This window comes from Thalassobacter sp. HA4-2 (assembly GCF_055693705.1).
Genome location: NZ_JBVFUK010000001.1, coordinates 1,712,561 through 1,730,632 on the forward strand (window position 1 = coordinate 1,712,561; position 18,072 = coordinate 1,730,632).

20 protein-coding genes and 1 pseudogene are annotated in these 18,072 nt (G+C 60.7%); 9 read left to right on the forward strand and 12 right to left on the reverse strand.

Annotated elements, in window-relative coordinates; translation table 11 throughout:
* Positions 1-2 precede the first annotated feature (2 nt).
* From ACZ1G0_RS08775 to ACZ1G0_RS08790, 4 genes are read left to right on the forward strand one after another with little or no spacing between them, the layout of a single operon-like run.
* Positions 3-470 carry a chemotaxis protein CheW gene (locus ACZ1G0_RS08775; protein ID WP_472736594.1) on the forward strand — a complete coding sequence of 156 codons (468 nt, stop codon included), beginning with the start codon at positions 3-5 and terminating at the stop codon, positions 468-470.
* Between the two features lie 18 nt (positions 471-488).
* Positions 489-1,307 (forward strand): CheR family methyltransferase, encoded by an 819-nt coding sequence (locus ACZ1G0_RS08780; protein WP_472736595.1) that lies wholly within the window; start codon positions 489-491, stop codon positions 1,305-1,307.
* Between the two features lie 4 nt (positions 1,308-1,311).
* Positions 1,312-1,698 carry a response regulator gene (locus ACZ1G0_RS08785; RefSeq protein ID WP_472736596.1) on the forward strand — a complete coding sequence of 129 codons (387 nt, stop codon included), beginning with the start codon at positions 1,312-1,314 and terminating at the stop codon, positions 1,696-1,698.
* Positions 1,699-2,019, forward strand: coding sequence for a hypothetical protein (locus tag ACZ1G0_RS08790; RefSeq protein WP_472736597.1), 321 nt, complete (start codon positions 1,699-1,701; stop codon positions 2,017-2,019).
* A 48-nt stretch (positions 2,020-2,067) separates the two neighbouring features.
* On the opposite strand, the gene ACZ1G0_RS08795 is transcribed toward ACZ1G0_RS08790, so the two are convergent.
* Positions 2,068-3,912 (reverse strand): ABCB family ABC transporter ATP-binding protein/permease, encoded by a 1,845-nt coding sequence (locus ACZ1G0_RS08795; protein ID WP_472736598.1) that lies wholly within the window; start codon positions 3,910-3,912, stop codon positions 2,068-2,070.
* 73 nt (positions 3,913-3,985) lie between these two features.
* A complete protein-coding gene (locus ACZ1G0_RS08800) occupies positions 3,986-5,098 on the reverse strand; it encodes a LysM peptidoglycan-binding domain-containing protein (RefSeq protein WP_472736599.1) in 1,113 nt (370 codons plus the stop codon).
* A gap of 90 nt (positions 5,099-5,188) precedes the next feature.
* Between ACZ1G0_RS08800 and ACZ1G0_RS08805 the strand changes: the two genes are divergently transcribed.
* Positions 5,189-5,737 (forward strand): LOG family protein, encoded by a 549-nt coding sequence (locus ACZ1G0_RS08805; protein WP_472736600.1) that lies wholly within the window; start codon positions 5,189-5,191, stop codon positions 5,735-5,737.
* On the opposite strand, the gene rarD is transcribed toward ACZ1G0_RS08805, so the two are convergent.
* The 6 genes from rarD to ACZ1G0_RS08835 all read right to left on the reverse strand — a co-directional run bounded on the left by rarD (position 5,701) and on the right by ACZ1G0_RS08835 (position 11,508).
* Positions 5,701-6,579 (reverse strand): EamA family transporter RarD, encoded by an 879-nt coding sequence (gene rarD, locus ACZ1G0_RS08810; RefSeq protein ID WP_472736601.1) that lies wholly within the window; start codon positions 6,577-6,579, stop codon positions 5,701-5,703. The two genes, ACZ1G0_RS08805 and rarD, sit on opposite strands and share 37 nt — an antisense overlap.
* A gap of 72 nt (positions 6,580-6,651) precedes the next feature.
* Positions 6,652-7,251 carry a superoxide dismutase gene (locus tag ACZ1G0_RS08815; protein ID WP_472736602.1) on the reverse strand — a complete coding sequence of 200 codons (600 nt, stop codon included), beginning with the start codon at positions 7,249-7,251 and terminating at the stop codon, positions 6,652-6,654.
* An 81-nt stretch (positions 7,252-7,332) separates the two neighbouring features.
* The gene (locus ACZ1G0_RS08820; RefSeq protein WP_472736603.1) at positions 7,333-7,740 is read right to left on the reverse strand and encodes a hypothetical protein; all 408 of its coding nucleotides are present in this window, start codon (positions 7,738-7,740) and stop codon (positions 7,333-7,335) included.
* A gap of 18 nt (positions 7,741-7,758) precedes the next feature.
* The gene (locus tag ACZ1G0_RS08825; protein WP_472736604.1) at positions 7,759-8,298 is read right to left on the reverse strand and encodes a sarcosine oxidase subunit gamma; all 540 of its coding nucleotides are present in this window, start codon (positions 8,296-8,298) and stop codon (positions 7,759-7,761) included.
* On the reverse strand, positions 8,291-11,194 hold the full coding sequence (locus tag ACZ1G0_RS08830) for a 2Fe-2S iron-sulfur cluster-binding protein (protein ID WP_472736605.1): 2,904 nt from the start codon (positions 11,192-11,194) through the stop codon (positions 8,291-8,293). Before ACZ1G0_RS08830 ends, ACZ1G0_RS08825 begins: the two co-directional genes overlap by 8 nt.
* A complete protein-coding gene (locus ACZ1G0_RS08835; protein ID WP_472736606.1) occupies positions 11,191-11,508 on the reverse strand; it encodes a sarcosine oxidase subunit delta in 318 nt (105 codons plus the stop codon). Before ACZ1G0_RS08835 ends, ACZ1G0_RS08830 begins: the two co-directional genes overlap by 4 nt.
* A 141-nt stretch (positions 11,509-11,649) precedes the next feature.
* Here ACZ1G0_RS08835 and ACZ1G0_RS08840 point away from each other — a divergent pair, with 141 nt between their 5' ends.
* A complete protein-coding gene (locus ACZ1G0_RS08840; protein WP_472736607.1) occupies positions 11,650-11,862 on the forward strand; it encodes a hypothetical protein in 213 nt (70 codons plus the stop codon).
* Here the strand turns inward: ACZ1G0_RS08840 and ACZ1G0_RS08845 are convergent.
* Complete coding sequence (locus ACZ1G0_RS08845; protein WP_472736608.1) at positions 11,859-13,103, reverse strand: sarcosine oxidase subunit beta family protein; 1,245 nt, start codon at positions 13,101-13,103, stop codon at positions 11,859-11,861. The two genes, ACZ1G0_RS08840 and ACZ1G0_RS08845, sit on opposite strands and share 4 nt — an antisense overlap.
* A gap of 201 nt (positions 13,104-13,304) precedes the next feature.
* On the opposite strand from ACZ1G0_RS08845, the gene ccmI reads away from it, so the two are divergent.
* Genes ccmI through ACZ1G0_RS08860 form a run of 3 tightly spaced genes read left to right on the forward strand, consistent with a single transcriptional unit; the run spans position 13,305 to position 15,261 of the window.
* Positions 13,305-14,558 carry a c-type cytochrome biogenesis protein CcmI gene (gene ccmI / locus ACZ1G0_RS08850; RefSeq protein WP_472736609.1) on the forward strand — a complete coding sequence of 418 codons (1,254 nt, stop codon included), beginning with the start codon at positions 13,305-13,307 and terminating at the stop codon, positions 14,556-14,558.
* A 44-nt stretch (positions 14,559-14,602) separates the two neighbouring features.
* Positions 14,603-15,037, forward strand: a complete 435-nt coding sequence (ruvX, locus tag ACZ1G0_RS08855; protein WP_472736610.1) for a Holliday junction resolvase RuvX — start codon at positions 14,603-14,605, stop codon at positions 15,035-15,037.
* Positions 15,034-15,261 carry a DUF1289 domain-containing protein gene (locus tag ACZ1G0_RS08860; RefSeq protein ID WP_472736611.1) on the forward strand — a complete coding sequence of 76 codons (228 nt, stop codon included), beginning with the start codon at positions 15,034-15,036 and terminating at the stop codon, positions 15,259-15,261. Before ruvX ends, ACZ1G0_RS08860 begins: the two co-directional genes overlap by 4 nt.
* Before the next feature lie 73 nt (positions 15,262-15,334).
* On the opposite strand, the gene ACZ1G0_RS08865 is transcribed toward ACZ1G0_RS08860, so the two are convergent.
* The 3 genes and pseudogenes from ACZ1G0_RS08865 to dusA form a co-directional block, all read right to left on the reverse strand.
* Complete coding sequence (locus ACZ1G0_RS08865) at positions 15,335-16,099, reverse strand: hypothetical protein (RefSeq protein WP_472736612.1); 765 nt, start codon at positions 16,097-16,099, stop codon at positions 15,335-15,337.
* A complete protein-coding gene (locus ACZ1G0_RS08870; RefSeq protein ID WP_472737786.1) occupies positions 16,090-16,908 on the reverse strand; it encodes a sulfite exporter TauE/SafE family protein in 819 nt (272 codons plus the stop codon). The genes ACZ1G0_RS08865 and ACZ1G0_RS08870 overlap by 10 nt, the downstream gene beginning before the upstream one ends.
* 93 nt (positions 16,909-17,001) lie before the next feature.
* Positions 17,002-17,999, reverse strand: a pseudogene (gene dusA / locus ACZ1G0_RS08875) (tRNA dihydrouridine(20/20a) synthase DusA).
* Positions 18,000-18,072 lie beyond the last annotated feature (73 nt).

Below are 18,072 nucleotides of genomic sequence, written 5' to 3' on the forward strand. Positions count from 1 at the left end.
ACATGGACAACACCACAACACAAAACACCCAGGCAGACTTGGAATTGTTGGCTTTCCGTATGGGAGAGCAAGAGTATTCAATCGACATCATGAAGGTCCGCGAGATTAGAGGATGGACGCCAGCAACGGCCCTGCCCCACGCGCCATCCTACGTCCGTGGAGTCATCAACCTACGTGGCGCAGTGCTGCCGATAATTGATCTGTCCGCGCGCCTAGGCCTTAAACCCATTGACGCTAATGATCGCAATGTCATCATCGTCGTCCAAATTGCCGAGCAAACCCTTGGCATACTCGTGGACGCAGTTTCGGACATCCTTTCTTTATCCAAAGACGATATCCAGCCGCCCCCCGAAATCTCGAATGCGACCCGCGCAAATTTTATCAGCGGGCTCACCATTATTGAGGAACGTATGATCAGGATCTTGGATCTTGACGGCATCTTGCCAGATGCCGGTGCGCACGCGGCATAGTCAGGAGCGGAACAGTCGATGGAATTCACCGATGCGCATTTTGATACGATCACAAACCTCGCCTATCAGGAGGCCGGTCTGGTGTTGCCAGCTGCAAAACGCTCATTTGTCTACTCCAGGCTTCATAGACGCCTAAAATCCCATGGTGTGGATACTTTTGATGCCTATTGCGATCTATTATCCAAGCGCGAAAACCATCGCGCGCGTATGGACCTTGTCTCCGCACTTACAACCAATGTGACCAGTTTCTTTCGAGAGCCGCATCATTTCAAGTCATTCGAAGAGCATGTCATTCCTCACCTACGCGAGAAGCTAGATAGGAAACAGCCAATACGAATTTGGTCTGCTGGCTGCTCGGCTGGGCAGGAAGCATACTCTATAGCACTGGTGCTGTCTCAGTCCATTAACGACCTTTCCGATAAGGATATTCGAATTCTGGCAACGGATATTGATCATAAAGTCTTACAACACGGAATGCTTGCTCAATACGAATACGAATCCATTCCTGCAGCTTTTACAGAGTTTTTCAATGGTCGGACAACAAAAGTTTCTGAAACCGAATTTCAATTCTCAGATGAGATTCAGAATTTAGTTCATTTCAAGTACCTTAATCTACAAGATACTTGGCCCATGACCAAGCACTTCCAAACTGTTTTTTGCCGTAACGTTGCAATCTACTTTGATAACAAAACTCAAGATCGGCTTTTTCAACGTCTGAGCGCTACTCTCGAACACGACGGATGGCTTTTCATTGGGCATAGCGAACGGATCAGATCCGTATCTACCGACGTCTTGGTTCCATCAGGTCTTACAAGCTACAAAAAGAAACAGGGATAAAAAAATGGCATTGCGAGATCAGCTAAAAGTACTGGTTGTTGATGACATGGCCACCTCGCGTGGCCTCATTCTACAAGCTTTGGACGGTTTTGGAATTCGAAATGTTGAGCACACAGATAACGGCCTTTCCGCTATGCAAATTATGAAAACAAAAGGGGCCCATCTGGTCATATCAGACTACAATATGCCGCAGATGGATGGCCTAAAACTCCTCCAACATATTCGACATGATGCCGGTACGCGTGGGGCTGGCTTTATCCTGATTACAGGGCGCGCAGATCCGCAAGTAATTGGAACTGGTCAAAAGCTAGGTATGAATAACTTTCTGAAGAAACCCTTTACGCCAGTTGAAATGCGGGATTGCATTGAGGCTGTTGTTGGGAAACTCTAGATGGACACAAAACAACTCTTCCAAAGAATTTCATCTGAAATCAACGATTTGCGACAGGATATTGTATCTATTGAAACCGATATTCTACCATTGCTAGAACACTCTTTAGTGTGCGATGAAAAACTAAACTCAACCCAAAGCATTGACCGCTCGCTACAGGTGCTCGCGGATATTTCAACTCTAATCACAAATCTTTCAAGTATCGTTCAAATTGACACAGGGCAAGAACATGACGTGCTAGATGGGTTAATCCTAGAGAGCCTGAAGGCTCGATTACAGGGCCATTCTCAGCCGTCTGATGAAGAAATCACCTTATTTTAGTTTTGCGTAGTCACCGCCCATCTAAGCCAAAAAACAGTACGATGACCGTCAATTTTTTCGCGCAACACTGGAAACGTCTGAAACATCAGTACCAGCCGACTGACGGTGCCACATATCTGCGTAGCGCCTATGACGTGCCAAAAGGTCATCATGCCGCCCGTATTCTGTTATCATACCATTTTCGAGCACGATGATGACATCTGCCTCAACAATCGTTGACAGGCGGTGGGCGATTGTAATGACGGTGCGCCCTGCGCTCATGGCGTCCAGTTGTGCTTGTATGTCTCTTTCTGTTTCGGAGTCCAAAGCTGAAGTGGCCTCATCCAATAACAATATCGTAGGGTTCTTCAACAAAGTGCGGGCGATACCAACCCTTTGCTTTTCGCCCCCAGACAATTTCAAACCACGCTCACCGACTTGCGTCTCATACCCGTTTGGGAGGTTTGTAATGAAGTCATGTATTTTGGCACCGCGTGCAGCGGCTTCGATTTCTGACCTTGTTGCATCTGGTCGACCGTAGGCCAAATTATAATAAATTGTATCGTTGAAAAGTACTGTATCTTGGGGAACGACACCGATTGCGGCGTGCAGACTCTCCAAAGAAACCTCGCGAATATCTTGCCCGTCAATCAAAACGGCCCCATCGGTTACGTCATAGAAACGGAACAGAAGTCGTCCGATTGTGGACTTGCCGGAACCTGACGGCCCGACCAGTGCAATCGTTTGTCCGGAGGTCGCCTTTAGGGAAACCCCTTTCAAAATGGGGCGTTCGGGATCATAGGCGAAGTGAACATCATTGAACACAATTTCGCCTTTGGACACCTTCAGTTCCCCTGCGCCCGGACGATCAATCACGTCCGCCGGTTGCTCTAGCAGGACAAACATTTCGCCCATATCGACCAGAGCCTGCCGGATCTCACGGTACACGGTGCCAAGAAAATTCAGCGGCATCGTGATCTGGATCATAAAAGCGTTCACAAGGACGAAATCGCCCACGGTCAGGTCGCCATTCTGGACCCCCACCGCAGCCATGACCATGACGGCCACCAGACCACCGGTGATCAGAACCGATTGACCGAAATTGAGAAAGGCCAAGGAATAGGCTGTTTTCAAGGCCGCCGCCTCGTAGCCCGCCATGGAGGCATCGTATCGCGCCGCCTCGCGCTTCTCGGCGCCGAAGTACTTCACGGTTTCGTAGTTCAAAAGGCTGTCGATGGCCTTTTGGTTGGCTTGAGTATCCTGATCATTCATCTCGCGGCGAATGCGCACCCGCCACTCCGTCACGGTGAAAGTAAACCAAACGTAAAGCGCGATGGTCACCACAATCGCAGCCAGATACCACGCATCGAACTGCACGAACAAAATGCCCGCAACAAGGATCAGCTCCAGCACCAATGGACCTATGGAGAACAGCAAGAAGCGCAAAAGAAATTCCACACCTTTGACGCCCCGCTCGATGATCCGGCTAAGGCCCCCGGTCTGGCGCGTGATGTGATAACGCATGGACAAACGGTGGATATGTTCAAAGGTTTCAAGGGCCAAGGCCCGCAGCGCGCGTTGACCCACGCGGGCAAAGAAGACATCGCGCAGCTGCTGTAAGCCGACGTTCATGGCGCGCGCCACACCGTAGGCGACCGTCAACCCAACGGCGCCCAAAGTGAACACTGCCACCTGACCATCCTCGGCCAGGGCATCCACGGCCCATTTGTAGAAAAATGGTGTTGTCACGGCGATGATCTTGGCCAGGACCAGCATTGCCAAAGACGCGACGACCCGTTGTTTGACCCATAATTGATCTTTGGGCCACAGATATGGGGCAACTTTGGCGACCACGCGCCAGCCTTGGGACAACGCTTCGGGGGATGGATCAGTGGCAGGTGTTCCGCGACGCATGAGGGCCCTTTCTTAGTTTGGCCTCACCCTAGGCGGCCCCACGTCGCGCCACCAGCCCCCTAATCCGCACAGCCTATTGCGGAAGTGCGAACACCTGACCGGGATAGATCAAGTCCGGATCGCGGATCAGATCCCGGTTTGCACGGAACAGTTGGATATAGCGTTGCCCGTCCCCGAATTGATCTTCGGCGATGCTCCACAATGAAAAGCCGGGTTGGACGGTCACAACAGATATGGCCGCTTCATTCCCGGCGGCGGTGACCTGCGCGACAACCTCGGGGGCGGTGCGCTGGAACGGTGTTTCGACCCGGCTGACCACGTCGCCCGCCGCATCCAATGCGTCAATGCGCAGGGTGTAAATCCCGGTGTCAATATCGGGCAATTCCGTGCGCCACTGGCCCGTGGGTTCAATCGGTGTGGTGTTAATGGGTCGGTTGTCCAAATACACGCGGACAAATCCGATATCAGGGCTGCGCCCGGCCAGCACGACCTCCCCATCCGCGGTATAGGTTATGGTGTCCAATCCCATATCGGTCGTCACCTCTGGCCCGCCTTGGATCAACTCAACCCCTTGGGGGGAAGCGCGCAGGACCTGTGGGGCCGCAGCAGGCGGTGGCGCGGGTAAGGGCGGCCTGGGGGTCTCGACTTGCGGATCTGGCGCGCTGGCGACTTGCGGCGATGCATCAACCGACGGAGCCTCTGCCCGCGGTGGTGACGTCTCAAGCTGCGGTTGCGGTGTGGGCAAAACGATCGGATCGATGATCAACTGGTCCGCTGCGGCAAACCGTGTGCCCGACCCGTCCACGGACGCCAATGTCAGGACACGCGGCACGTCCGAAGGTGACAAGGTAAAAAGGGCCACAAAAGCCCCGCTGTCATCGGCCGCCGCCTCGGCGACCCTGTCCCCGTCCAAGGCAAACTCGATCCGGTGGCCCGGGGCAGCCTGTCCTGCGAAAACGGCGCTGCCCTGCGCATCAATGCGGATCACGTCGAGGGTGGGTAAGATCGGGAAGGGTGTTTGCGCCACCTGCGGCGCGGGCGGCTGTGTCGGGGCGACCTCTGGCGTGGCGACGACGGGCGCTGGTGCCTCGGTCCAATTGCGCAGCACCACGGCACCGGCGACGACCACCGCCACGGAAACGGCGGCCAATCCGCCGCTGACGCCCAGTCCTGACCAAAGTGCCATCTCGCGTGCCTCCCATATTTGCGCGCGGTTTCGTTGCGCTACGCTAGCAATAGGCGTATCCGGGGTCAAAACCCCATGCGAGGTGCGCCCATGTCCTATTCAATCTGTGTCTATTGTGGCTCACGCGATGGGGGAAATCCGGCATATGGCACCGCGGCCGAGGATTTGGGCCGTGAAATTGCGCAGCGAAACTGGCGGTTGGTCTATGGGGCGGGCGACGTCGGGCTGATGGGACGGGTTGCGCGCAGTTGTCAGGCGGCAGGCGGCGAGACCTTTGGCGTGATCCCGACCCACCTGCTGGACTGGGAGGTGGGCAAGCGCGACCTGACCCGTTTTGTGATCACCGAGACGATGCACGAGCGCAAAAAGGTCATGTTCATGAACGCCGACGCCGTGGCCGTCCTGCCCGGTGGCGCCGGATCCTTGGACGAGTTTTTCGAAGTGCTGACATGGGCGCAGCTGAAACTGCACGCCAAGCCCATCGTTCTGGTGAACATCGCAGGCTATTGGGACCCGTTGCTGGCCCTGCTGGATCGCGTGATTGGCGAGGGGTTCGCTGACGCCAGCCTGCGCAGCCTGTTCACCGTCGCACCAGACGTGGGTCAGGCCCTTGATCTTTTGAAGGCCGACGCCGCGTAGAACCCCACGGCCAGCCAGATCAACGGGAAGGCGATCATGTGGGACGGGGTCAACACCTCGCCTAGTACCGCCACGGCGCACAGGAACTGCAAGGTCGGGTTCAGGTATTGCACCACCCCGACGCTGGCCATGGCGATGCGGCGGCTGGCATAGGAAAACAGGATCAACGGCAGGGCCGTGACCACGCCGGACACCACCAACAGCGCGACGGTTTTGACATCCCAAGGCACCGATATCCCGCCGATATAGACCACATATGCAAGGGCTACGGGGGCCAGGATCACCACCTCGGCCGTGACGGACACAACCGGGCCAAGGTCCAGCGATTTCTTGACGACACCGTAGGCGGCAAAGGTCATGGCCAGCACCATCGCGATCCACGGCGCGGCATTCAACCCGATGGTCAGGACCGCCAGCGCAAGGGCCGCAAGGCCGATGGCCGTCCATCGCAGGGGGCCAATCGCCTCTCGGAACAGCAACGCGCCAAGTGCAATGGCCAGCAAGGGGTAGGTGTAATAGCCCAAGGACGCCTCGACCGTGCGCCCGGCATGGATGGCCCAGATGAACAGGCCCCAGTTGACCGTGATCAACAGGGCCGCGCAGGTGATCGCCCCCAGCGACCGGCGGTCCGACAGGGCTGCGCCAAGGGCGGATAAGCGGCGTTGCGCGGCAAGGATCACCGCGAACACGATCAGCGACCACAGGGCGCGGTGAGCCAACACCTCTAGGGGTGGGACGTGGGACAGCTGCGCCCAATACAGGGGCGACAGGCCCCAGATCGTACAGGCCCCGATAATGGCGGCAAAGCCCCTACCCTGTTCCGTCATTGTGTCCCCCGACATACAAAAGCCCCACGCCAGCGGCGCGGGGCTTGAACCTGCTAACGTCCCAGGATGGGGGACGCAATCGTCAGATCACATGCGCGATGCGACGTTTTCCCAGTTCACCAGATTGTCGAGGAAGTTCGACAGGTAGCCGGGGCGTTTGTTGCGAAAGTCGATGTAATAGGAATGTTCCCACACATCACACCCCAGCAGCGCCGTTTGACCAAAGCACAGAGGGTTCACGCCGTTCTCGGTCTTGGTCACCGCCAGAGAGCCGTCGGCGTTTTTCACCAGCCAGCACCAGCCAGAGCCGAACTGCCCGGCACCCGCCGCCGAAAACTGCGACTTGAATTCGTCTACGGACCCGAAGGCCTCGACCAGCGCTTTTTCCAGCTCGGACGGCATGGCGTTGTCACCGGGGCCCATCATTTCCCAAAACTGGTTGTGATTCCACAACTGGCTGATGTTGTTGAAGATCCCGTTCTGGGCCACGGCATTGGGGTCGTAGGTGCCCGTGATGATCTCTTCCATGGACTTGCCGTCCCATTCGGTGCCCGCGATCAGCTTGTTGCCGTTGTCCACATAGGCCTTGTGGTGCAGGTCGTGGTGAAATTCCAACGTCTCTGCGGACATGCCTTTGCTGGCAAGGGCGTCGTGGGCGTAGGGAAGATCGGGAAGTTCGAAAGCCATTTGGGCCTCTCCTGTCAATAAGTACTGCTGTGCAATGTCGTGCGCCATGGCCCGAGGTCAACCCCGTACCGACAAATCAACTCAGGATTTCGCGCAGGCGCCATCGCCTCGGAACTGGTTGGTAAAGCCCAAGGGCTTGGCCACGATCGAGGCACGGTTGGTGCGTTTGATCCACGTCAGCGTGTAACTCCAACGTGTTCGACGATAGCCGTTCCCTTCTGTGATGACCTCAACCGCCGCGCGCATCCGGCTGTCGTTCATGGTTTGAATGGTCGCCTTTGGGCCATCTGCCTTGGCCAGTTGATCCAGCAGCGGCTGTGGTCCCAGAACAGTGACATTGGTCTCGTTGTCCGTCACCGCCAAAAACACCTGCTGCGGCACCCAACCGCCGCCGTCTTTCAGATCGGTCATCTCACAGGTCAGACGATAGTCCTGCGCCAACGCGCCGGTGGCCAAGAGGGTCGCAAAGCAAAAAGCAAGATATTTCATGGCGTGGTCCTTTGAGGTTCAGTGCACCTGCGACCCGGTTCGGGACACCGACGCCAGTACATCGAAAGCATATTGCGCGACAGAGCGAAAGCAAACCAGCCGCAGGCCCGTGTCCGTCCGCCAGACCGCCACCGCGATCTGTGCCAACCGGGTACGGCGCATCTCGCCCGGTGCGAGGTTTGCGGTGTCCACGGGGGCGACCTTGGCCAGCACCTCGTCTGCTCTATCACCTTCTAGGTCAAACATCGCACGGGCATCGCTGACCACGACCGCCAGCGTATCGGCACCGTTCAGCGCCGCCGCAATGCCCGGGGCCGCCGCGTAGTCACACAGGATCAACACCTCGTCCGGGGCCATCCAAGCCACTGTGGTGTCGGTCCCGGTCGTCATCCGGCGGGTTTCAGGTACCGTCGCACCGGTCGCAGCTTTCAGTGCGGTGGCAAGCACGGCGCTGGACAGATCACCCCGCAACGTGACCATACCGGTTAAGGGGGCCTCAGTCACGGTGACGTAGCCTGCGGACTGCGCCCCGTTCAGGGCTGTCACTGCGTTAGACATTTTGCTTCTCCCCCTGCGGGTCATAGAACACCGGGCTGACGATGCGGGCGCGGATTGGATCGCCGCCAAGGGTCGGGAATTCCAGCACCTCGCCCATTCGGTCCGGCCCGTGGTGCACAAGGCCCATGGCGATGCCCTTGTTCAAGGTCGGTGAATAGTAGGTCGAGGTCACGCGCCCGATCATGTTGCGCTGCCCGTTCTCGTTGACGCCATCGGCGACCGCATAGGCCCCGTCAGGCAGCACATCGCCATTTACGGTCTCAAGGCCCACCAATTGCCACCGATCAGGGTTCGCCATGTGGGACCGCAACTGCGCGCGCTTGCCCAGAAAATCGGTCTTTTTCTTGCTGATCGCCCAGTGCAGGCCAAGGTCCTGCGGGATCACGGTGCCGTCGGTTTCGTCCCCGATCATGATAAAGCCCTTCTCGGCGCGCATGATGTGCAGCGCCTCGGTGCCGTAAGGTGTGGCGTTGAACTCCGCGCCCGCCTCCAGCAAAGCGTCCCAGAAGGCTTGGCCCTGCGACGCGGGTACAGCGATCTCGTAGGACAATTCTCCTGAAAAACTAATGCGATAGGCGCGGACGTTAAAGTCGCCCAATGTGCCGTCCTGCCACCCCATGAAGGGCAGCGCCTCGGCCGAAACATCCATGCCGCCCAGCTTTTCCAGAACCTTGCGTGCGTTCGGACCGACCACAGCGACTTGTGCGTATTGCTCGGTCACATTGGCGACATAGACCTGCCAGTCCCACCATTCGCATTGCAACCAATCCTCCATCCACGCGTGGATGCGGTCGGCCCCGCCGGTGGTGGTGTGGCACAGCCATGTATCCTCGTCGATCCGCGCGACCACACCGTCGTCAGACAGAAAGCCGTTCTCGTCGCACATCAACCCATAACGACAGCGCCCGGGTTTGAGGTTCGACATCATATTGGTGTACATCATGTCGAGGAATTTGCCCGCATCCGGCCCCTTGACGATCAACTTGCCAAGGGTCGAGGCGTCCAACAGGCCCAGGCTTTCGCGGGTCGCGCGCACTTCGCGATGGACGGCCTGTTCCGTCGTCTCGCCTTCGCGGACAAAGGCGTATGGGCGGCGCCACTGGCCCACAGGCTCCCACTCCGCGCCGTTGGCGTCATGCCAGTCGTGCATGGGCGTTCGGCGGATCGGCTGAAAAATATCACCGCGCGCCTCGCCGGCAATCGCCCCCATGGAGATCGGCGTATAAGGCGGGCGGAATGTGGTGGTGCCCACCTGCGGAATGCCGTTGTCCAGTGCATCGGCCAGCACGGCCAGCCCGTTGATATTGGACAGTTTTCCTTGATCTGTGGCCATGCCAAGCGTGGTGTAGCGCTTGGTGTGCTCAACGCTTTCGAACCCCTCTTGGGCCGCCAGTTGCACGTCCGAGACTTTGACATCGTTTTGGAAATCCAACCACATCTTGGCGCGTTTCCGGATCGGCGCGCCCTGGGGCATGATCCATGTCGGCTGGATCTCGCCCTGGTCGATGTCGCCATTGGCCCACCCGGCGCAACGGACGAACCCTGCGCCGTTCTGGTCCTTGGGCGGGCGGGATGCGTCGGGACGGAACATCGCCTGCCCCTCGTCCCACGTCAGCTTGCCGCCGCAGTGGGACCACAGATGCACCACCGGGGACCAGCCACCAGACATGGCCACGCAGTCGCAGGGGATGTTGGCGACCGATTTGCCTTCGCCCGCCTGACTGCACAGATCCACCGAGGTGACGCGGTTCAATCCGTTCACCTTGGCAATGGCCATACCAGCCTTAACTTCAACACCAAGGCCCTTGATTTCATTGACCAATACACCATCAGGATTTGGGCGCACGTCTACCACGCACAGCACATCAACCCCCGCCTGTTTCAGCACGCGGGCCGTGCGATAGGCGTCGTCGTTGTTGGTCACGATCACCGTGCGATCCCCGGGCGACACCCCGTGGTTCACCACATAGTCACGCACCGCAGAGGCCAGCATGACCCCCGGCACATCATTGCCGGCAAAGGAAAGGGGGCGCTCCAATGCGCCGGTGGCCGTGATCGTTTCCGTCGCGCGGATCCGCCACAGACGGTGGCGCGGGGCGTCCCCGGGGGCGTGATCGGACACACGTTCGTAGCCAAGGACATAGCCGTGATCGTAGACACCCGCCCCCATGCAGCGGGTGCGCAGGGTTACGTTGTCCATCTTATCAAGGGCTTGAACGGTGTCGTTAATCCAATCCTCAACCGGCTGGCCCTCGATGTCGGTCACGTCCACGGGCGCGCGGCCACCCCAGTGGGCGTTTTGTTCCAGCACGATAACGCGCTTGCCAGACTGTGCCGCCGCCCGCGCCTCTTGCAGACCGGCCACACCGCCCCCAATCACCAGCACATCGCAATAGGCGTAAAAGTGTTCGTAGGTGTCGGCGTCGCGGTCCTTGGGCGCGGCCCCTAGGCCCGCGGATTGGCGAATGAACGGCTCGTAGATGTGTTTCCAGAACGACCGGGGCCACAGAAAGGTCTTGTAGTAGAACCCCGCAGGCAGGAAGCGCGACACCAGCGTGTTCACCGCGCCTACGTCGAACTCAAGGCTGGGCCAGTGGTTCTGGGTCTTGGCCGTCAGACCGTCGAACAACTCGGTGGTGGTGGCGCGCTGGTTGGGTTCGAACCGACCGTCCTTGCCGATCCCCATCAGGGCATTGGGCTCTTCCCCGCCGCTGGCCACAACGCCGCGCGGGCGGTGGTACTTGAACGACCGGCCCATCAGCATCTGGTCATTGGCCAGCAGGGCACTGGCCAGCGTGTCGCCCTTGTACCCCTTCAGGCGCTTGCCGTTGAAGGTAAAGCTGACGGGCTGGGAACGGTCGATCAAACGCCCCCCGGTGGACAGGCGCGTGGTCATGGTTTCCACTCCGGTCTTTTTGCTTGGATGGCGTCGATGATGTGCTGGGGCGGCTCGGTCGTCTGCGCCGGGTATGTGCCAAAGACCTCCAGCGTCATGGTGCAGCGCGCGGCCAGAAACCACTTGCCGCAGCCGTAGGCGTGACGCCAGCGTTCAAAGTGCACGCCCTTGGTGTTGGGACGGGTGAAAAGATAGCCCTCGAAATCCTCGTCCGAGCTGTCGGGGCCATAGCGTTTCAAATGCGCTTCGCCACCAGCAGAGAGTTCCGTTTCCTCTGCGTGCACGCCGCAGTAGGGGCATTCAAGGATCAGCATGGTTGCGGTCCTTTGTTAGTGATGAGAGAGGGCAGCGCCCGAACCTGGGGGGCGAGAAGCGCCCTGCCGGGGGAGGGTCGGGCGCTGCCCGGCGGTGCCGGGCGATTTGCGTTCAATAACTGAACCGCTTACGATGTGTGAATGGATCTGTTTTTCGCCTCTATCACAATTGCATTGCTTCTTGTTTTTGTCTTTCGATGGAGCGCGAAACGATCCCATCGCTTCAACCCCATGACGACCGCAGAGTACTGTGCAGCACAAGAACAAATGCAAAAATCGCGTCGACACGACCAAGGCACTCAACAAATTGAAGTGCCGTCGGGAGTGGATGCGGGCAATACCAGCGGCCATTAGTGAGCCACCCCCGCCGCAACGCTCTCGTCGATGAACCGACCCTCGCGGAAGCGTTCCAACCCGAACTCGGCTGTCAGCGGTGAGTAGCCCTTGGCCATCAGCTCCGCGAAACCGAAACCTGATCCGGGGATCGCCTTGAACCCACCGGTGCCCCAGCCGCAGTTGATGAACACTCCCTCCACGGGCGTTTTGCTCAAGATCGGGGAGCGGTCGCCGGTCACGTCCACGATCCCGCCCCATTGGCGCAGCACCTTGAGGCGCGAAATCATCGGGAAGGTCTCGATCAGCGCGCGCACGGTTTCCTCGATGTGCTGGAAGCTACCCCGCTGTGTGTAGTTGTTGTAACCGTCCGTGCCGCCGCCAATCACCATCTCGCCCTTGTCCGATTGGCTCATATAGCCGTGGACGGTGTTGGCCATGACCACCACGTCCATGCAGGGCTTCACCGGTTCGGACACCAGCGCCTGCAGGGCGACGCTTTCGATGGGCAGGCGGAACCCCGCCATTTCGGCCAGATGGGACGAATGGCCCGCGACCACGATCCCCAGTTTATCGCAGGCGATGTCGCCTTGGGTGGTGCTGACCCCGGTGACCTGGCCCCCTGCGGTCTGCACGCCCGTGACCTCGCACTGCTGAATGATGTCCATGCCCATGTCGGTGCACGCGCGGGCATAGCCCCAGGCCACCGCATCGTGGCGGGCCGTACCCCCGCGCGCCTGCCACAGACCGCCCATGACCGGATAGCGCGGCCCGTCGAGGCAGATGATCGGGCACAACTCTTTGACCCGCTGCGGCCCGATCCATTCGGTCTGCACCCCTTGCAGGGCATTGGCATAGGCCGTGCGTTGATAGCCGCGCACCTCGTGGTGGGTCTGGGCCAGCATGATCACGCCCCGGGGGCTGAACATGATGTTGTAGTTGAGGTCCTGGGACAGGGTCTCATAGAGGCTGCGCGCCTTTTCATAAATCGCCGCTGATGGGTCTTGCAGGTAGTTGGACCGGATGATCGTTGTGTTGCGCCCGGTGTTGCCGCCGCCCAGCCAGCCCTTTTCGATCACAGCCACGTTGGTGATGCCGTGGTTTTTGCCCAGATAATAGGCACTGGCCAGCCCGTGCCCGCCTGCGCCCACGATGATCGCGTCATAGCGTTTCTTGGGTGGGCGTTTGGCCCATGTGCGTTCCCATCCGGTATGATACCGGGCGGCTTCGCGCGCGATGGCAAAGGCAGAAAAGCGGCGCATGGGGCAGGCTCCGATCTGGTAAGACGTCTGATCCCGATATCGCGCGAATGTCTGTCAAGGGGAAGCCCCCGCGCGGCGCATGTACCGCTTTTTGCGACATTACGCCCGGTGCTGCCGGGGATGTGACGCGAAGTCCACCGCTCAGGGGTTTTCGCACGGCCCCGGGATCGCTACATGGGGTGAAACAAAGGGGATGTGCACATGGTATTTTGGGCTGTAACGGGGCTGATCTTGGTGGCCTGCATTGTGCTGTTCTGGCGTGCGATCCAGGTGGATGGCGGGCAGGACACGCTGGGGGCCGAAGATGTGCAGGTCTACCGCGACCAGCTGCGCGAGGTGGACCGCGACGAGGCGCGCGGCGTCCTTAGCCCCGAGGATGCGGAGCGAACCCGGGTCGAAGTCTCTCGCCGCCTGCTGGAGGCCGACGAGGCCCTGCGCGCAGGCGTTACCGTGGACCGGTCCCGCAGCGCCCTGCCCCTGTTGATCGGTTTGGCCGTGGCCGTCACCGGCATCAGCTATTGGACCTATGTCAGCATCGGCGCGCCAGGCTTCGGCGACATGCCCCTGCAGGCCCGCCTGGAAAACGCACAGACCTTGCGCGAAACCCGTCCCAGCCAGCAAGTGGCAGAGTCGGCAACTCCGGCTCGCGCGCCCGTTCAGGTCGAACAAGACGTCGAGGATATGGTCAACCAGCTGCGCACCATCCTCGAAACGCGGACAGACGATGTGCAGGGGTTTCGCCTGTTGGCCCGCAACGAGGCGGGCCTTGGCAACATGACCGCCGCATGGCGCGCACAGGCCCGTGTGATTGAGCTGTTGGGCGAGAACGCGGTGGCCCAAGACCACGCGGCCCTGGCAGAGTTGAAGATCTTGGCGGCAGGCGGCTACGTCTCGCCCGAGGCCGAGGTCGCCCTGCGCGCCGCCTTGGATGCGGATGTTCAGAACGGCACCGCTCGGTACTATCTTGGCCTGATGCACGCGCAGACCGGGCGACCTGACCTGACGTTCAATATCTGGCGCGCGCTGATTGCGGACAGCCGCGAGGACGCACCGTGGCTTGAGACGATCTATTTGCAGATCGAAGAAATCTCGGCCCTTGCCGGGGATCCGACGCCACTGGATCAATTGCCCCGTCCACGCCCCGTGAACGCACAGCCCGGACCCACGGCAGCGGATATCGAGGCGGCGGGCGATCTGTCCATGACCGAACGGGTCGACATGATCCGGGGCATGGTCGGACAGCTGGCCGAACGGCTGGCCACCGAAGGCGGCCCGGTCGAGGATTGGGCGCGGCTGATCACGTCCCTGGGGGTGATTGGCAACACGGACGGCGCCTTTGATGTCTACCTGGAGGCCACGCGCCGGTTCGAGGGCGACCAAACCGCGCTGGACCGGATCGACGCCGCCGCCGACCAAGCCGGGGTGAACCCGGACGGGTTGGAGTATCTTGAATGAGTGTCTTCGACACATTCGATGCTTTTGCGGGTGCCCTACCGCCGATGTCACCGCTCGCGGGGCTGGATTTGGGCACCAAGACCATAGGAGTGGCCGTGTCGGATGCCTTTTTGTCCGTGGCCACCCCGCTTGAGACGATCAAGCGCAAGAAGTTCGGTGTCGATGCGACGCGGCTGGAAGAGATCATCGCCGCCCGTGGCTTGGCCGGTCTGGTGCTGGGGCTGCCTGCCAACATGGACGGAACCGAAGGGCCACGCGCCCAGGCCACACGCGCCTTTGCCCGCAACCTGTCGGCGCGCGTGGATATCCCCATCGGGTTCTGGGACGAACGTCTGTCGACCGTGGCCGCCGAACGGGCGCTATTGGCGGCCGATGCCTCGCGCAAACGGCGGGCGGAGGTCATTGATCACGTGGCCGCCGGATTTATCCTGCAAGGCGCGCTGGACAGGCTGCGACACATCAAGGCGGAGGCGGTATGAACGACGAGGTTTGGAGCCGGGCAGAGATTGAAAGCCCTTGTGTAAAGGTTTGCGTTGTACACCCAGAGACGCGGCTGTGCGTCGGATGTGCCCGCACCATCGACGAAATCGGCGGCTGGTCTCGCCTGTCACCCGAGGCGCGCCGCGCTGTGATGGACGATCTGCCGAACCGCTCTGCGAACCCGAAGGGACGCCGGGGCGGTCGGGCGGCGCGTGTGACTTGAGGCGAAGGGGGCTCTGCCCCCGCGCGTGCCGCGCCCCCCGGGCGTATTTGGGACCCAATGAAGGGGGCCGCCGCTAGGGTGCGGTGAGCCATGCCGAGAGGCCACCTGCGATATAGGGGCGGAAGTAGGCAATATGGCGCGGATCTTCCGTGGTGCTGGTCCAGGGAGCCACGCCGTGCAGGGCCAGCCTATGGGTGACGCTGGCCTCGCCCGGGGCAAGTTGGATCTCGCGGCGCGGGCAATGGTCGAAGCAGCGGCGGCGGGCGGCTTGGTAGACCTCCGTCAGGTCGATGTCAGGCCAAGTGTGTGGTGGATGTCGGGTCAGGTGGTCGGACAGGGCGGCGCGCATGATCTCGTGGCTGCCCTCGTAGATCACCAGCGGGCTGCGTCCGGGACCACTGTCAGTCAGGGCGATGCCCAAGATGGTGCCGTGGGGTTCCACAAGGTGCCGGCGTTTGTCCGGCCCCATGGGCAGCAGGCCGTCCAGATGTGCGGCATCCCGGTCCCGGCGAAAGCGGTGGTTGGCATCGCTTTGATCCGCGTCTTGGCGCGGGTAGCCCGGATAAACGACCGACAGCTGGCCTGCGTCCCAAGGGACTTGGCCCGCCTGTACCTGCGCAAAATCGACAGCAGCCCCTTGTAAAGGCACGCCAGAGATTGCGCCCTTGGGCAGGACGCCCACCCCGGGAAACCAAGTGCCGCCGTGGCGCAGGGCTTGGGGTGGGTTGGCAAGGATCGCCGCCGCACGGGTCTGCGCCGCCTGTCCCCATGGGGACAGGGTCGGGTCGGCGGCAAACCGGGCCCAGCCTTTGGCTGCGAAATCCGCGTCTAGCCCCATAGGGCCTGACGGGCCATATTCAGAGCCACAAGGAACAGGAACACCGCAAAGGCCTTTTTGAGCGGGCCGGGATCCATGGCATGGGCCAGTCGCGCGCCGTACGGTGTGGTGATCAAGGTCATGGCGATCACGATCAGGAATGCAGGCAGGTTCACAAGGCCGATGGTCAAGGGCGGCACGCCCTGCCCGTCCGCGAGCAAGAACCCGATGACCGCCGGAACCGCTATGACCACGCCAAAGCCTGCCGCCGTGGCAACGGCGTTGTGGATGGGACGGCCGAACAGGGTCATGAGGGGCACGCCGAAACTGCCCCCGCCGATGCCCATCAGGACCGACCCAAAGCCCACAGCCGGCGACAGGGCTGCGCGCGCTGCCCCTTTGGGCATGGCCGTGCCCAAGCGCCACGTAGGTTTGGACAGCGCCATGTACAGGGCCACCGTCAGGGCAAGGCCAGCAAACACCAAGGTCAGGGTCTGGCTGGCCACGCGTGTCGCAACAACCATGCCGCCCACGGCCCCGAGTGCGATGCCCGGTGCCCAAGTGCACAGGATGTCCCATTCTACTGCGCCCTTCTTGTGGTGCGACAGGACCGACCGTACAGAGGTGACGATAATCGTGGCCAGCGACGTGGCCACGCAAACCTGCATCGCTTGGGGACCGTCGTAGCCAAGCGCCTTGAACACGTAAAAGAAGGCAGGCACCAGAACGATGCCGCCCCCCACGCCCAGCAAACCGGCGAGCACGCCCGCAAAGGCCCCGACGACCATCAGAAATCCGACCAGCGGCAGGAGGGAGGAGAGGTCTGGCATGGGGGCGGCTCCGACTTGTTTGGTCTTGGGTGGCATGGGGCGCGCGGCATTGGCAAGGGTGCACCCGGGCCCCCGAGCCGCGTAGGGGTATTTTTAACCCAATGAAGCCGCTGCGGTATGCTCTAGGGCCGCGTGCAGGACCTCGATCCCGGCGCCGGGTTTTGCGCCCTGTTCGGACAGGATACGCCGATAGCCGCGCGCGCCGGGCTGGCCTGCGAACAGGCCCAGCATGTGGCGGGTGACCTGGGACAGCTTGCCGCCCTCGGCCAAATGCGCCTCGATATGGGGGACCATGGCCAGCGCCGCGGCGTGGCGAGAAAGCGCTGGTCGCGTGTCGCCCCAGATCACCTGATCCGCGTGGGCCAGAATGGCGTAGGGGTCGTGATAGGCAGCGCGGCCCACCATGGCGCCGTCCAGCCCGTTTTCGATCTGCTGGCGGGCGTCGTCCAGTGTGGCAAGGCCACCGTTCAAGCTGATGTGCAGGTTTGAGAACAGCTGCTTCATCTCGAAGACCAGCGGGTAGTCGAGGGGCGGAATATCCCGGTTTTCCTTTGGGCTGAGGCCTTGCAACCACGCCTTTCGGGCGTGGATCGTGACCCGCTCGCACCCGGCGGCCACGATGCGGGACAGAAACTCCGGCAAGATGTGTTCGGGGTCTTGGTCATCGACACCAATGCGGCATTTGACGGTCACGGGTACATCACCCGACGCCCGCCGCATGGCGGCGACACATTCGGCCACGAGCCTCGCGTTTTCCATCAGAACCGCACCAAAGAACCCCGATTGCACCCGGTCGGATGGACAGCCGCAGTTCAGGTTCACCTCGGCATAGCCGGCCTCTACGCACATGGCCGTGGCCTCGGCCAGCTCGGCCGGGTCGCTGCCGCCGAGTTGTACGGCCACGGGGTGTTCCTTGGCGTCAAAGCGCAGCAAATGCCGCGCCCCCCGCGCACGAGGGCAGGTGCTGTGACCATTTCGGTGTAAAGCAGCGCGTTGCGGGACAATACACGGTGAAACGCCCGGCAATGGCGGTCTGTCCAGTCCATCATCGGGGCCACGCTGAGGCTTGCGGATTGAGTGAGGGTGAGCATCGCAAAAGACCTGTAATTCTGGCCCCTGCGGATAGATCAAATCCCGCGATCCTACAAGGCGGTGGCCTGCATC

Bases quoted from the DNA above. Each gene is read 5' to 3' on its own strand.
- ACZ1G0_RS08775 (WP_472736594.1), top strand. From the start codon at position 3: ATGGACAACACCACAACACAAAACACCCAGGCAGACTTGGAATTGTTG.
- ACZ1G0_RS08780 (WP_472736595.1), top strand. From the start codon at position 489: ATGGAATTCACCGATGCGCATTTTGATACGATCACAAACCTCGCCTAT.
- ACZ1G0_RS08785 (WP_472736596.1), top strand. From the start codon at position 1,312: ATGGCATTGCGAGATCAGCTAAAAGTACTGGTTGTTGATGACATGGCC.
- ACZ1G0_RS08790 (WP_472736597.1), top strand. From the start codon at position 1,699: ATGGACACAAAACAACTCTTCCAAAGAATTTCATCTGAAATCAACGAT.
- ACZ1G0_RS08795 (WP_472736598.1), bottom strand. From the start codon at position 3,912: ATGCGTCGCGGAACACCTGCCACTGATCCATCCCCCGAAGCGTTGTCC.
- ACZ1G0_RS08800 (WP_472736599.1), bottom strand. From the start codon at position 5,098: ATGGCACTTTGGTCAGGACTGGGCGTCAGCGGCGGATTGGCCGCCGTT.
- ACZ1G0_RS08805 (WP_472736600.1), top strand. From the start codon at position 5,189: ATGTCCTATTCAATCTGTGTCTATTGTGGCTCACGCGATGGGGGAAAT.
- rarD (WP_472736601.1), bottom strand. From the start codon at position 6,579: ATGTCGGGGGACACAATGACGGAACAGGGTAGGGGCTTTGCCGCCATT.
- ACZ1G0_RS08815 (WP_472736602.1), bottom strand. From the start codon at position 7,251: ATGGCTTTCGAACTTCCCGATCTTCCCTACGCCCACGACGCCCTTGCC.
- ACZ1G0_RS08820 (WP_472736603.1), bottom strand. From the start codon at position 7,740: ATGAAATATCTTGCTTTTTGCTTTGCGACCCTCTTGGCCACCGGCGCG.
- ACZ1G0_RS08825 (WP_472736604.1), bottom strand. From the start codon at position 8,298: ATGTCTAACGCAGTGACAGCCCTGAACGGGGCGCAGTCCGCAGGCTAC.
- ACZ1G0_RS08830 (WP_472736605.1), bottom strand. From the start codon at position 11,194: ATGACCACGCGCCTGTCCACCGGGGGGCGTTTGATCGACCGTTCCCAG.
- ACZ1G0_RS08835 (WP_472736606.1), bottom strand. From the start codon at position 11,508: ATGCTGATCCTTGAATGCCCCTACTGCGGCGTGCACGCAGAGGAAACG.
- ACZ1G0_RS08840 (WP_472736607.1), top strand. From the start codon at position 11,650: ATGGATCTGTTTTTCGCCTCTATCACAATTGCATTGCTTCTTGTTTTT.
- ACZ1G0_RS08845 (WP_472736608.1), bottom strand. From the start codon at position 13,103: ATGCGCCGCTTTTCTGCCTTTGCCATCGCGCGCGAAGCCGCCCGGTAT.
- ccmI (WP_472736609.1), top strand. From the start codon at position 13,305: ATGGTATTTTGGGCTGTAACGGGGCTGATCTTGGTGGCCTGCATTGTG.
- ruvX (WP_472736610.1), top strand. From the start codon at position 14,603: ATGTCACCGCTCGCGGGGCTGGATTTGGGCACCAAGACCATAGGAGTG.
- ACZ1G0_RS08860 (WP_472736611.1), top strand. From the start codon at position 15,034: ATGAACGACGAGGTTTGGAGCCGGGCAGAGATTGAAAGCCCTTGTGTA.
- ACZ1G0_RS08865 (WP_472736612.1), bottom strand. From the start codon at position 16,099: ATGGGGCTAGACGCGGATTTCGCAGCCAAAGGCTGGGCCCGGTTTGCC.
- ACZ1G0_RS08870 (WP_472737786.1), bottom strand. From the start codon at position 16,908: ATGCCAGACCTCTCCTCCCTCCTGCCGCTGGTCGGATTTCTGATGGTC.